At 48.7% G+C, this 13,832-nt stretch carries 11 protein-coding genes, 1 other RNA gene and 1 other annotated feature; of the genes, 10 read left to right on the top strand and 2 right to left on the bottom strand.

Annotated features, from left to right (window positions below; all coding sequences use genetic code 11):
* Position 1: 1 nt before the first annotated feature.
* On the bottom strand, positions 2-1,564 hold the full coding sequence (locus tag G4O42_RS12620; RefSeq protein ID WP_032873849.1) for an N-acetylmuramoyl-L-alanine amidase family protein: 1,563 nt from the start codon (positions 1,562-1,564) through the stop codon (positions 2-4).
* 130 nt (positions 1,565-1,694) lie between these two features.
* Here G4O42_RS12620 and G4O42_RS12615 point away from each other — a divergent pair, with 130 nt between their 5' ends.
* From G4O42_RS12615 to G4O42_RS12595, 5 genes are all read left to right on the top strand, one after another.
* Positions 1,695-1,865, top strand: a complete 171-nt coding sequence (locus G4O42_RS12615) for a YrzK family protein (RefSeq protein ID WP_087920774.1) — start codon at positions 1,695-1,697, stop codon at positions 1,863-1,865.
* Between the two features lie 60 nt (positions 1,866-1,925).
* Positions 1,926-2,158: a binding site (T-box leader), on the top strand.
* Between the two features lie 63 nt (positions 2,159-2,221).
* A complete protein-coding gene (hisS, locus tag G4O42_RS12610) occupies positions 2,222-3,496 on the top strand; it encodes a histidine--tRNA ligase (RefSeq protein WP_032873851.1) in 1,275 nt (424 codons plus the stop codon).
* A gap of 14 nt (positions 3,497-3,510) precedes the next feature.
* On the top strand, positions 3,511-5,289 hold the full coding sequence (gene aspS, locus G4O42_RS12605; RefSeq protein WP_032873853.1) for an aspartate--tRNA ligase: 1,779 nt from the start codon (positions 3,511-3,513) through the stop codon (positions 5,287-5,289).
* Between the two features lie 62 nt (positions 5,290-5,351).
* Positions 5,352-5,543, top strand: a non-coding RNA gene (gene ssrS / locus G4O42_RS12600) — 6S RNA.
* 71 nt (positions 5,544-5,614) lie between these two features.
* Positions 5,615-6,379 carry a tRNA threonylcarbamoyladenosine dehydratase gene (locus G4O42_RS12595; RefSeq protein ID WP_032873855.1) on the top strand — a complete coding sequence of 255 codons (765 nt, stop codon included), beginning with the start codon at positions 5,615-5,617 and terminating at the stop codon, positions 6,377-6,379.
* A 114-nt stretch (positions 6,380-6,493) separates the two neighbouring features.
* On the opposite strand, the gene G4O42_RS12590 is transcribed toward G4O42_RS12595, so the two are convergent.
* A complete protein-coding gene (locus G4O42_RS12590; protein WP_029326053.1) occupies positions 6,494-7,762 on the bottom strand; it encodes a replication-associated recombination protein A in 1,269 nt (422 codons plus the stop codon).
* A gap of 194 nt (positions 7,763-7,956) precedes the next feature.
* Between G4O42_RS12590 and cymR the strand changes: the two genes are divergently transcribed.
* From cymR to recD2, 5 genes are all read left to right on the top strand, one after another.
* Positions 7,957-8,373 carry a cysteine metabolism transcriptional regulator CymR gene (gene cymR, locus G4O42_RS12585; RefSeq protein WP_003152730.1) on the top strand — a complete coding sequence of 139 codons (417 nt, stop codon included), beginning with the start codon at positions 7,957-7,959 and terminating at the stop codon, positions 8,371-8,373.
* An 18-nt stretch (positions 8,374-8,391) separates the two neighbouring features.
* Positions 8,392-9,531, top strand: coding sequence for a cysteine desulfurase family protein (locus G4O42_RS12580; RefSeq protein ID WP_032873857.1), 1,140 nt, complete (start codon positions 8,392-8,394; stop codon positions 9,529-9,531).
* Positions 9,532-9,567: 36 nt separating this feature from the next.
* Entirely contained in the window at positions 9,568-10,683 is a 1,116-nt protein-coding gene (gene mnmA / locus G4O42_RS12575; protein ID WP_012118077.1) for a tRNA 2-thiouridine(34) synthase MnmA, read from the top strand.
* 87 nt (positions 10,684-10,770) lie between these two features.
* Positions 10,771-11,391: a tetratricopeptide repeat protein gene (locus tag G4O42_RS12570; protein WP_087920803.1), complete on the top strand. Its 621-nt coding sequence runs from the start codon at positions 10,771-10,773 to the stop codon at positions 11,389-11,391.
* An 18-nt stretch (positions 11,392-11,409) separates the two neighbouring features.
* Positions 11,410-13,788, top strand: coding sequence for an SF1B family DNA helicase RecD2 (gene recD2 / locus G4O42_RS12565; RefSeq protein WP_032873862.1), 2,379 nt, complete (start codon positions 11,410-11,412; stop codon positions 13,786-13,788).
* The last annotated feature ends 44 nt before the right edge of the window (positions 13,789-13,832 follow it).

Here is a 13,832-nt window from a genome sequence, read left to right as displayed (position 1 = left end):
TTTATGATTGAAAATAATGTTCCAATCCGCTTTCAATTCCGTCTGTCACTTTTTCCTGATAAGAGCCGCTATGTATGATTGTTTCTTCTTGCGGTTGGCTGAGATAGCCGAGCTCATACAGCATGGCAGGCCGTTTATTTTCCCTCAGGACGTAATAATCGCCAAACAGAACGCCGCGATCCGGGATAGGGGAACGCTTCACTACTTCAGAATGGACGTCTGAGGCAAGCTGGCGATCCTTAGACGGACTGTAATAATAAGCCGTGCTTCCCCGCGTTGACGTATCGGCATAGCTGTCATAGTGAATGCTGATAAAGGCATCCGCATTCCGGTAATGAGAGGTTGAAACCCTGGCCTGCAGGCTGATAAAAGTATCATCCTGTCTGGTGATATACACGTTTGCACCGGATGCCCGCAATTTTTGGGCCAGCAGCTTAGCGGTTTTAATGGTTACGTTTTTTTCAAACTTTCCGGAGTAGCCGATCGTTCCGCTGTCTTTTCCTCCGTGTCCGGGATCAACGACAATCGTTTTGTTTTTAAGTGAGCCGCTGCCGCCTGACGTGTTGGGAGAAGGTGCTTCGCCTGTTACCTCACCGCTTTTTGACGTTTGTACGACCCAGTTTGCCACGTATGCAGTTTGTCCGTTTTCAAGCCGGACTTCATACCATTTGCCGCTTGAGCCGACAATCGGGTAGGCTGCGCCTTTATCTGCTCTTTTTACGATAGAAGCGGAAGTCGAGGCCGAGCTCCTTAAGTTGGTGCCGCCGTAAACAATATACGCTTTTTTCGAGGAGCCTGAGCCCGCAGAACCGTCTCCCGAGCTGGATGCGCTGTCCGATGAGTCAGAATCCTTTATGATGTAGTGGCTTGCTGCCCAGCCTTTTTGCCCGTTTGCTTCAATTTTCAGCCAGCCGTGGTCTTCACTTAAAATGGAAACCTTTGTTCCGCGTGATAATTTAGTCATAATCGCTGAATCATGTGACGCTGCACTTCTGACATTCAATGAAGAAACGCCGACCGTTCCGCTTTTTGACCCGCTTCGGGCCGAAGTTGCTTTCGTATCCGATCCGCCGCTGTCCGCGGTGACGTATTCGGAAGAAACCCATCCGGTTGTGCCTTGATAAGAAATGTTCACCCATCCGCTGTTCTTGTCCAGCACGGATGCATGTGCACCTTGCGGAAGTTTGCCGATGACTTCATATGATGTCCCCGGGCCTTTTCTGATGCGGAGGTCAGGATCGGTCGAAGTGACCGTTCCGCTTGTTGCGGATGAATTGTCTGCTCCCCCGGCTGTTTTTGATATCAGCCAGGAAACGACCCATCCGGTTTTACCGGGGCTCAGCTGAAGCTGCACCCAGTCTCCCTCTTCTTTAGCGATCGGGTATCTTTCCCCTTTTTTTACTTCAGCCTTAATTCCATAGCTCAGGCCGGGACCGCCTCTGACATTGATCTTGTCTGTCGCGATGACCGCTTCTCCCTCTGCGGCGATTGCGGTGTGGAATGACGGAAGAAGCGCTGTGATGATGACGCCGCATAAAATAAGAGCAAGAGTTCTCTTCTTCATGGCTGTCCTCCTTTCTGAACTAACTAAAATACATTCTTGTATAATATCGTATTTTCCTTGCTGAATGTTAAATAAAAATAAAATGGTTTGTTTATACTAGTCATAAATACAGCGAAAAGGTGTGCAAATCATGAAATATCAACCAAAAATGGGACGCGCGCTGCACGATGCGGAAGGAAATCTGCATTTCAGTGATCAGAGCGATAGAGAAAAGACGGGTTTTCTTGAAGAGACGGCGACGGAGTTCGGTCTCTTATCGAAAGAAGCGGTCGCAAGGAAAAACAGACGGAATAAAACTTGACAGGGGAGTGCAATCCCATTATTATAATAGAAATTGATGTACATAAGTCATGATAACGATTTTGAACCGATAATGGAGAAGAGTAGGTCAGAATGCATGGAGAAGAGAGGAACCGTCCCGGGCTGAAAGCGGATCCGCACTGCATCTTTCTCGAAACAACACTCCGGAGGTTCCCTGCTGAACGCTTTAGCAAGTCATTAGGCAGCGGACGTGAACCTGCGTTAAAGGTCAGAGCGGGGATGCTTCGGCATTCCAACTAGGGTGGCACCACGGGTATAACTCTCGTCCCTACTATACATGTATAGTAGGAGCGGGAGTTTTTTTATTTGAAGAAAGACATTAAGGAGGCCTGTAACATGGCATATCACATTCCAAGAGGCACACAGGACATACTGCCGGGTGAATCAGACAGATGGCAGTTCGTCGAACAAATTATGAGGGAGACGTGCCGCACTTATCAATATAAAGAAATCCGCACGCCGATCTTCGAACATACGGAATTGTTCGCAAGAGGCGTCGGTGAGTCTACAGATATCGTGCAGAAAGAAATGTACACGTTTGAAGACCGTAAAGGGAGAAGCCTGACGCTTCGGCCGGAAGGAACGGCTGCCGCAGTCCGCGCGTTCAATGAAAATAAATTATTTGCGAACCCGGTGCAGCCGACGAAGCTTTATTATGTCGGACCGATGTTCCGTTACGAACGTCCGCAGACGGGGCGTTTCCGCCAATTCTATCAATTCGGAATTGAAGCGATCGGCTCCAAAGATCCGGCCGTGGATGCAGAAGTCATTGCGCTTGCGATGAGTATTTACTGTAAAGCCGGTTTGAAACATGTCAAGCTTGTGCTGAACAGCCTTGGTGACCAGGAGAGCCGCAAATCCTATCGGGAAGCGCTCGTCAAACATTTTGAACCGCGCATCGGAGAATTTTGCTCGGACTGCCAGTCGCGTCTGCACACGAACCCGCTCAGAATTCTTGACTGCAAGAAAGACAGAGAGCATGAACTGATGAAAACGGCTCCGTCCATTCTTGATTACTTAAATGAAGAATCAGCCGCTTATTTTGAGAAAGTAAAACAATACTTAAACGATCTCGGCATCCCGTTCGAAATAGATCCGAACCTTGTCAGAGGGCTTGATTATTATAACCATACCGCTTTTGAAATTATGAGCAATGCCGAAGGATTCGGAGCGATTACAACACTTGCCGGCGGGGGCCGCTATGACGGGCTTGTTGAACAGATCGGCGGACCTGAAGCGCCGGGTATCGGATTTGCGATGAGCATCGAACGTCTGCTGGCAGCCATTGACGCTGAGAAAACAGAGCTTCCCGTCAATCAGGGGATTGACTGCTACATCGTGACGCTCGGAGAAAAAGCGAAGGATTATTCCGTTTCCCTCGTGTACAAACTGAGAGAAGCGGGCATCTCAAGTGAAATCGATTATGAAAATAAAAAGATGAAGGGCCAATTCAAAACGGCTGACCGTCTCGGCGCACGTTTTATTGCGATTTTAGGGGAAGATGAGCTTGCCCAGAATAAAATCAATGTAAAAGATGCGGAAACAGGAGAGCAGCGTGAAGTGGTGTTAGACGAGCTGATACAAGTGTTAAAGGCAGATCAAAAGCAGTGAAGGAGAGGAACGCTATGTTTGGAAGAACATATTATTGTGGCGAGATAACTGAAAAAGCGATTGGCGAAACCGTCAAACTGAAAGGGTGGGTGCAGAAGCGGCGCGATCTCGGCGGCTTGATTTTCATTGATTTGCGTGACCGCTCGGGTATTGTGCAAGTCGTGTTCAACCCTGACGTATCGAAGGAAGCCCTTGCCGCAGCGGAAGCAATCAGAAACGAATATGTGCTTGATATCGAAGGCACGGTTTCTGCCCGTGAAGAAGGCACGGTGAATCCCAACCTGAAAACCGGTAAAATTGAAATCAAAGCTGAAGCGGTGACGGTGCTCAGTACGGCGAAAACGCCTCCGTTTCCGATCAGTGACCAGGCGGCTGACGTTTCTGAAGACGTCCGGTTAAAACACCGCTATTTGGATTTGCGCCGCCCCGCGATGTTTCAAACATTGCAAATGCGCCATCAAGTCACAAAATCCATCCGCCATTTCTTGGATGAAAACGGATTTCTTGATATTGAAACACCGATTTTAACAAAAAGCTCTCCCGAAGGCGCCCGTGATTACTTAGTGCCGAGCCGGGTGCATGAAGGAGAATTTTACGCCCTTCCGCAATCGCCGCAGATTTTTAAACAGCTTCTGATGGTGTCGGGTTTTGAACGGTATTATCAAGTGGCCCGCTGCTTCCGCGATGAAGACTTGCGTGCCGACCGCCAGCCGGAATTTACGCAGATTGATATCGAAATGTCCTTTATGAGTCAAGAGGACATCATGGCTCTGGCGGAAGAGATGATGGCGAAAGTCATGCTTGAAACAAAAGGTGTTGAAGTACCGCTGCCGCTTCCGCGAATGACATATGAAGAAGCGATGAACAGCTACGGTTCCGACAAACCCGATACCCGCTTCGGCATGCTGCTGACGGACGTGTCAGACATAGTGAAAGATACTGAATTTAAGGTGTTCTCATCAGCCGTGGCAAACGGCGGTGTTGTAAAAGCGATCAATGTCAAAGGCGCTGCCGGCGACTATTCCAGAAAAGATATCGATGCGCTCGGCGTTTTTGCCGGAAATTACGGCGCGAAAGGTCTCGCTTGGGTGAAAGTTGAAGCTGACGGCGTAAAAGGCCCGATTGCGAAATTCTTTGATGAAGAGAAGCAGGCAAAACTGGCTGAAGCGCTTGATGCTTCTGAAGGCGATCTGCTCCTGTTCGGCGCTGATAAGTTTGAGGTTGTGGCTCAATCCCTCGGCGCGCTTCGCTTAAAGCTCGGCAAAGAACGCGGCCTGATTGACGAAAGCCTCTTCAACTTCCTGTGGGTTGTGGACTGGCCGTTACTGGAGCATGACGAGGAAGAAGGCCGTTTCTATGCGGCTCACCACCCGTTTACAATGCCTGTCCGTGAAGATCTTGACCTGATTGAAACGGCGCCTGAAGATATGAAAGCGCAGGCTTATGACCTTGTCTTAAACGGCTATGAACTCGGCGGAGGCTCAATCCGTATTTTTGAAAAAGACGTTCAGGAAAAAATGTTCGGGCTTCTCGGCTTTACAAAAGAAGAAGCGGAGGAGGAATTCGGATACCTTCTTGAAGCCTTTGAATACGGCGCCCCTCCGCACGGCGGAATCGCGCTCGGCTTAGACCGTTTGGTTATGCTTCTTGCAGGCCGCACAAACTTAAGAGATACGATCGCTTTCCCGAAAACGGCAAGCGCAAGCTGCCTTCTTACGGAAGCGCCCGGCGAAGTGAGCGAGGCCCAGCTTGAAGAACTTCACCTTTCTGTCAAAAGAAAAGTGAAACAGTAAAGATCAGCAGTTTGTTTCTTGAAAATCAAAATCTGCTGTGATATGATTTTGACAAGTTAAATAAAGTCCTGATGTGTTAGTTGTACACCTAGTTTTGACCGAACATTTTTTTGATTTGGGAGCCCGCATTTTTAAATGGCGTACATGCCTCTTTTCATTCGTTAAGAGGACTTACAAGATTTAAAAAAGGGCACCCACCTGCTGAGAGCGGGTTCAAAACGAAGGAAAGCTGCAACGGCACAATTGGGACTTTATTTTTTGTGCGCTAAAACCAGCGGCTTTTTGACAAGCCGAGTTTATAAAACCAGAATGTGGAGTGAGGTTCTTGTTACATCAGTTTTCCAGAAATGAGCTAGCGATTGGAAAAGAAGGGCTGGACACGTTAAAAAACAGCACGGTGGCCGTTCTCGGCGTCGGCGGAGTCGGTTCATTCGCAGCCGAAGCATTGGCGAGGTCCGGAGTGGGGCGGATCGTGCTTGTCGATAAAGATGATGTTGACATTACAAACGTAAACCGCCAGCTGCATGCGCTCTTGTCGACGGTGGGACAGCCGAAAACAGACTTGATGAAAGCGCGGATCGCGGATATTAATCCGGATTGCGATGTCGTTGCCTTAAAAATGTTTTATACAGAAGAGACATATGAGCAGTTCTTTGAGTATCCGCTTGATTACGTCATTGACGCGTCGGATACGATTCATTATAAAATTCATCTGATGAAAGAATGTCTGAAACGGAATGTTCCGCTGATTTCAAGCATGGGAGCGGCGAATAAAACAGACCCGACACGCTTTCAGATTGCTGATATTTCAAAAACCCATACCGATCCGATTGCCAAAGTCGTCCGCATAAGGCTTCGCAAAGAGGGCATTAAAAAAGGCGTACAGGTCATTTTTTCTGATGAAAGCCCGATCGTCATCCGTGAAGACGTCAGAAAAGAAGTCGGGAATGATGAAGCGAAAATCCGCAAAGCGCAAATGCCGCCGTCTTCCAACGCCTGGGTTCCGTCAGTGGCCGGCCTGATTATGGGCGGACATGTTGTCATGGAGCTCTTAAAGGACATCGACATTAAACGGGTTAAAGATAAATAAAAAGAAAAACAGCCTTCTTCAGGAAAGGCTGTTTTTTATTTGAATCCGCCGTTTACACGAAAGATTTTGGCCGGTATCAAAAAAGACAAGAACACATAGGATGTCCTTGTCCGGTTATTTTTTCTGCTTCATCAGTTTTTCATACACTTGCTTTATGGCGGCTTCAAATTTCCCCGTTTGTTTCGGTTTATAGTATTGCTTGTTTTTTAACGGATCGGGCAAATATTGCTGTTCGACCCATCCGTTTTCGAAATCGTGAGGATATTGATAGCCGATCCCGCGTCCGAGCTCTTGGGCCCCTTTATAGTGGGCGTCTTTTAGATGTTTCGGCACATCGCCGATTTTACCCGTTCTGATGTCTTTGAGCGCCTCATCAACGGCTGAGATGGCGGAGTTTGATTTTGGCGAGAGGCATAATTCGATTACCGCATTGGCCAGCGGAATTCTCGCTTCCGGAAAGCCGATCCGTTCTGCGGTCTGAATCGCGCTCAGCACCCGGGGGCCTGCCTGCGGGCTTGCGAGGCCGATATCTTCATAGGCGATCACGAGAAGCCTTCTTGATATGCTTTCAAGGTCTCCGGCTTCGATCAGACGGGCCAGATAATGAAGGGCGGCGTTTGCGTCCGAGCCTCGGATCGATTTTTGGAAGGCGGATAAGACGTCATAATGCGCATCGCCGTTTTTATCATGAGTATAGCTTTTTTTCTGCAGACATTCTTCCGCCGTTTCCCGTGTAATCCGGACCGTGCCGTCGCTTGATTCCTTTGTGGAGAGCACGGCAAGCTCCAGTGCGTTCAAAGCGGAGCGGACGTCTCCCCCGCACCCTTGTGCGAAATGATCCATCGCGTCGTCGTCCACCGAAACGCTGTAAGAACCGAGTCCCCGGTGTTCATCTGTGAGCGCTCTTTTCAATGCCTGCTTGATCAGATCGGGTGTTAACGGTTCAAGCTCAAATATCTGGGTACGGCTTCTGATGGCCGGGTTAATGGCATGATAAGGGTTGGCGGTCGTCGCGCCGATTAAAATAATCATGCCGTTTTCTAAATAGGGCAGCAGAAAATCCTGCTTTCCCTTATCAAGCCTGTGCACTTCGTCAAGGATTAAAATGACCTGGCCTGACATTTTCGCTTCCTGTACGACAATCTCCATGTCTTTTTTATTATGAATGACGGCATTCAATTTCCTGAATGCGATGCTTGTCGATCCTGCGATCGCTGTGGCGATGGATGTTTTTCCGATGCCCGGCGGTCCGTACAGGATCATGGATGATAAGTGCTTTGCACGCACCATTCTGCCGATGATTTTATCTTCTTTGACCAAATGTTCCTGGCCGATAATGTCTTCAATATTGGCAGGCCGCATCCGATACGCCAGTGGTTTCATGAACATCTCTCCTTACATATACAGGGTAACGGAAAACGGACGATTAGAAAAGCGAATTGCGGCGGGCCCCGTGTTTCAATGAAAATTAGGATAAGTTATGTTATAATAACAGTTGGTCTATAAGATACTAAACAGATTATTCATATCCATTTACTTGTATAAATTAACAATTAGAATTGACTGGGGTGTTCATATTGAAAATATCGACAAAGGGAAGATACGGGCTCACCATTATGATTGAATTGGCGAAAAAGCACGGAGACGGTCCGACGTCGCTCAAAAGCATCGCCCAAACAAACAGCCTTTCTGAGCATTACTTGGAACAGCTTGTATCACCGCTCAGAAACGCCGGACTCGTAAAAAGCATCAGAGGCGCTTACGGGGGTTACGTGCTCGGGGGCCAGCCTGAAGAGATAACGGCCGGAGATATTATCAGAGTGCTGGAAGGGCCGATCAGCCCGGTAGAAGTGCTTGAGGATGAAGAGCCTGCCAAGCGGGAGTTATGGATCCGCATCCGCGACGCTGTAAAAGACGTGCTGGACAGCACGACGTTAGAAGACCTTGCGAGCTACACGGACGGCGAGCAGGAAGCTTATATGTTCTATATTTAAACCAGAGGTGTACAGACAATGGAACGGATTTATTTAGATCATGCCGCGACTTCCCCGATGGATGAGCGTGTGCTCGAAGAGATGAAGCCCCATTTCTTCGGCAGTTTCGGCAACCCGTCAAGCATTCATTCATTCGGGAGAGAATCCCGGAAATGGGTCGATGAAGCGAGAGCGGACATCGCGCGCGAAATCAGTGCGAAAGAACAGGAAATTATTTTTACAAGCGGCGGCACGGAGGCTGATAATTTAGCGATTTTCGGAACGGCTGCCGCCCGGAAGAATGAAGGAAAGCATATCATTACGACCGCTGTTGAGCATCATGCTGTGTTGCACGCCTGCGAAAAGCTGGAAGAAGACGGCTTTGAGGTGACATACCTCATCCCCGGCCCTTCAGGACGGATCAGTGCAAATCAGGTGAAAGAAGCGCTCCGTGATGATACAATCCTTGTTACCGTCATGTATGGCAATAACGAAGTCGGAACCATTCAGCCGATTGACGAAATCGGAGAGCTGTTAAGCGGGCATCAGGCCTATTTTCACACAGATGCCGTCCAGGCATTCGGTTATATGTCGATTGACGTGAAAAAAAGCAGAATTGACATGCTGTCTGTTTCAGGTCACAAGCTTAACGGGCCTAAAGGGACAGGCTTTTTATATGTAAATCAAGAGGTGAAGCTGTCACCGATTCTTCTCGGGGGAGAGCAGGAACGAAAGCGCCGCGCGGGGACGGAAAATGTACCGGGCATCGCCGGCTTAAAAGAAGCGGTCGTCCTTTCAAACCGTGAGAGGGAAGAGAAAACAGCGAAGTATAAGGAGTTTAAGAACATTATCATGAGCACGCTGGAAAAATCCGGCGTAACAGCGGAGGTGAACGGAGATGCCGAGAAATGCCTGCCTCATATTTTAAACCTTTACTTTCCCGGTGTGCCGGTGGAAGCGCTGCTGGTCAATCTTGACATGGAAGGCATTGCCGTCTCCAGCGGATCTGCTTGTACAGCGGGATCCGTTCTTCCGTCCCATGTGCTTACGGCCATGTTCGGAAGTGAGAGCGGCAGGCTGACTTCGTCAATCCGTCTCAGCTTCGGCCTCGGCAATACGGCGGAACAAATCGAAACAGCCGCCGAAAAGCTTGCCGCCGTCGTTAAACGGCTTGCTTAAAACGGCGGACTTACGTTTTTAATGGAGTGAATGCAAATGGAAAAACGGCCGGAGGATACAAGAGTCGTAGTCGGCATGTCCGGCGGCGTGGACTCTTCCGTGGCGGCCCTTCTGCTGAAGGAGCAGGGCTACGATGTAATCGGAATCTTTATGAAAAACTGGGATGATACGGACGAAAACGGTTTTTGCACGGCGACGGAAGATTATGAAGACGTCATCCGGGTCTGCAACCAGATCGGAATTCCGTATTATGCCGTCAATTTTGAAAAGCAATATTGGGAAAAGGTATTTCAATATTTCCTTGATGAATATAAAGCCGGAAGAACCCCCAATCCGGATGTCATGTGCAATAAAGAAATTAAGTTTAAGGCTTTCTTGGATCATGCTCTGTCACTCGGCGCGGATTATCTTGCGACGGGCCATTACGCCCGCGTGGACAGAAGCGCAGGTACAGTGCGCATGCTCCGCGGCCTGGATGAAAACAAGGACCAGACTTATTTTCTGAATCAGCTCAATCAGGAACAGCTCAGCAAAGTCATGTTCCCGATCGGTGATCTGCAAAAAAGCCGCGTGCGGGAAATCGCCAAAGAAGCGGAACTTGCGACAGCTGCGAAAAAAGACAGCACGGGAATCTGCTTTATCGGCGAACGCAACTTTAAAACGTTTCTCAGCCAATATCTCCCCGCTCAGCCGGGCGATATGATGACAATGGACGGAGAAGTAAAAGGGCGTCATGACGGTCTGATGTATTATACAATCGGACAGCGCCACGGTCTTGGAATCGGCGGAAGCGGCGAGCCGTGGTTCGCCGTCGGTAAAGATCTTGAAAAAAACATTCTGTATGTTGATCAAGGATTCCATAATCCGCTTCTGTATTCCGATAAGATCACGGCGACAAATGTCAGCTGGACGCGTCCCGGTCTGATGGACGGCGGCGAAATGACATGCACGGCGAAATTCCGCTACCGTCAGGAAGATCACAAAGTAACGGTGAAAATGACGGGTGATGATGAAGCGGAAGTCATTTTTGACGGGCAGGTACGCGCCGTTACGCCGGGACAAGCCGTCGTTTTTTATGACGGAGAAGAGTGCCTCGGCGGCGGAACGATAGATGACGTTTATAAAGACGGAACAAAACTGTGGTACGTATAACACATGTAAAAAACCTCAACTCGCATGTTGGGGTTTTTTAGCGAAAGGAAGTTAAAAATGGATTATAATAAAATCGGGATTGACGCCATGCAGGAGGGCGATTTTGAAAAAGCGGCAGAGGCTTTTACGAAAGCGATTGAGGAAAACGGGCAAGATCCGGTGCCGTATATCAACTTCGCAAATCTGCTTTCTTCTGTGAACGAACTCGAACGGGCGCTTGCATTCTATAACAGAGCGCTCGAATTGGACAATTCGGCGGCAGCCGCTTATTACGGTGCGGGAAACGTATATGTGATGAAAGAATCGTTTTCCGAAGCGAAGGATATGTTTGAAAAAGCGCTTCGCTCCGGAATGGAAAACGGAGATTTGTTTTATATGCTGGGGACCGTTCTCGTTAAATTAGAGCGGCCGAAGCTTGCACTGCCGTATTTGCAGCGTGCCGTTGAATTAAACGAAAATGACACGGAAGCACGCTTCCAGTTCGGAATGTGTCTCGCAAATGAAGAAATGCTGGATGAAGCTCTGACGCAGTTTGAGACGGTGATCGAGCAGGACCCAAGCCACGCGGACGCATTTTATAATGCCGGAGTCGCTTACGCGTACAAAGAAAATCGTGAAAAGGCGCTTGAGATGCTGGAAGGCGCAATCGGCATACAGCCTGATCATATGCTTGCGCTTCATGCGAAACAGCTTATCACCCAGTCGTAACAAAAGGAGGGAAGGCTCGTGGATCAGCTGAACATCGAAGAACAGCCGTATGTAAAAGGCATCATTCATACGGTCATTTATCATAATGACACCAACCTGTATACAGTGCTGAAAGTCAAAGTTGCAGAAACGTCTGAGGCGATCGAAGACAAGGTCGTATCCGTAACGGGCTACTTCCCTCTGCTGCAAGAAGATGAGACCTACACATTTTATGGAAAAACCGCCACGCATCCTAAGTTCGGCCTGCAATTTCAGGCTGAACACTTTAAAAAAGAAATTCCGACCACAAAAGAAGGGATCATTCACTACTTATCAAGTGATCTGTTTGAAGGAATCGGAAAAAAAACGGCGGAAGAAATCGTCAAAAAGCTCGGAGACGGCGCGCTCAATAAAATTCTGACGGATGCGTCGGTGCTTTACGATGTGCCGAAAATGTCGAAAAAGAAAGCGGATAAGCTTGCCGGAGAGCTGCAGCGGCATCAGGGGCTGGAGCAGATTATGATCTCTCTGAACCAATACGGTTTCGGGCCCCAGCTATCAATGAAAATATATCAGGCCTACGAAACGGAAACCCTGGAGAAAATTCAGGAAAATCCTTATCAGCTTGTAAAAGACGTTGAAGGCATCGGCTTTGTGAAAGCTGACGAGCTGGGCGGAAAAATGGGTCTGTCAGGAAACCACCCGGAGCGGATCAAAGCGGCAATCTTATATACGATTGAATCGACCTGTCTTTCAGAAGGCCATACGTACATAGAGACAAAGCAGCTGATTATCAATACGCAAACGCTCCTGAATCAGTCAGCTGAAGGCGGCCGCGTCACAGAAATGGATGCGGCTGACGGCATCATCGCCCTCGGGGAGAGTAAGGATATCGTCATTGAAGGAGAGCGCTGCTATTTTCCGTCCTTGTTTTACGCCGAACAAAATGTCGCAAAACGCGTGCTCGACATTGCGGCTCAGACGGAGTATGCCGATCAATTTCCTGAATCGGAATTTCTGCTTGCACTCGGTGAACTGGAAGAACGGATGAATGTTCAATACGCACCAAGCCAAAAGGATGCCATTCAAAAAGCGCTGTCTTCACCGATGCTTTTATTGACCGGAGGACCCGGGACGGGGAAAACGACCGTTATTAAAGGAATCGTGGAATTATACAGTGAACTGCACGGAGTATCGCTTGACCCCGGTGATTATAAAAAAGACGAGGCGTTTCCGCTGCTGCTTGCCGCGCCGACGGGAAGAGCCGCAAAACGGATGAGCGAATCTACGGGTCTGCCGGCTGTTACGATTCACAGGCTGCTCGGCTGGAATGGCGCTGAAGGCTTTACCTACAATGAAGATCAGCCGATTGAAGGGAAACTGATTATTATAGACGAAGCGAGTATGCTCGATATCTGGCTCGCCAGCCATTTGTTTAAGGCGCTTCCTAAGCACATTCAGCTCATTGTCGTCGGTGATGAAGACCAGCTTCCTTCAGTCGGACCGGGGCAGGTGCTCAGAGACCTTTTGGCTTCTGAGGTGCTGCCGACCGTGCGCCTGACAGATATTTACCGTCAGGCTGAAGGATCATCCATTGTGGAACTTGCGCATGATATGAAAAAAGGACTGCTTCCAAAGGGGCTGACCGCGCCGACAAAGGACCGCTCATTTATCCGCTGTAATTCTTCACAGATTAAAGAAGTCGTGGATCAGGTCGTTTCGAACGCGTTAAAAAAGGGGTATACCTCCAGGGATATTCAAGTGCTTGCCCCGATGTACAGGGGAAAAGCGGGAATTAACGAGCTGAATATGCTTCTTCAAGACATCATGAATCCGCCGAAAGAAAAAAGGCGGGAGCTGAAATTCGGTGATGTCGTCTACAGGACGGGCGATAAAATATTACAGCTTGTCAACCAGCCGGAAAACAATGTGTTTAACGGCGATATCGGCGAAATCGTGTCCATTTTTTATGCCAAAGAAAATACGGAAAAAGAAGACATGGTCGTCGTCTCGTTTGACGGCAACGAAATCACCTTTACGAAAAAGGATTTCAGCCAGTTTACCCACGCTTACTGCTGTTCCATTCATAAGTCGCAGGGAAGCGAATTCCCTATTGTCGTCCTGCCTGTCGTCAAAGGCTACTATCGAATGCTCAGGAGAAATCTGCTTTATACCGCCATAACAAGAGCGAAAAAATTTCTGATTCTTTGCGGAGAAGAAGAAGCGCTTGAATGGGGCGTCAAAAACAATGATGCCACCGTCAGACAGACGTCGCTTAAAAACAGGCTCACAGAGCAGACTGAAGAGATGGATGCAGAACTGGCCGCCCTGCAAAAAGAGCTGCCGTTCAGTGTACATGATGCGAACATCGGAATGGAAGGCATCACGCCGTTTGACTTTATGGAAGAAAAAGCGTAAATAAAACCCGGAGCATAAACATGCGCCGGGTTTTCGCCTGTGGA

It is taken from the genome of Bacillus sp. LUNF1 (assembly GCF_011008975.1).
Taxonomy (GTDB): Bacteria; Bacillota; Bacilli; order Bacillales; family Bacillaceae; genus Bacillus; species Bacillus velezensis.
The sequence above is the reverse complement of the archived record's forward strand: the minus strand, read 5'-3'. Positions and strand labels throughout refer to the sequence as shown.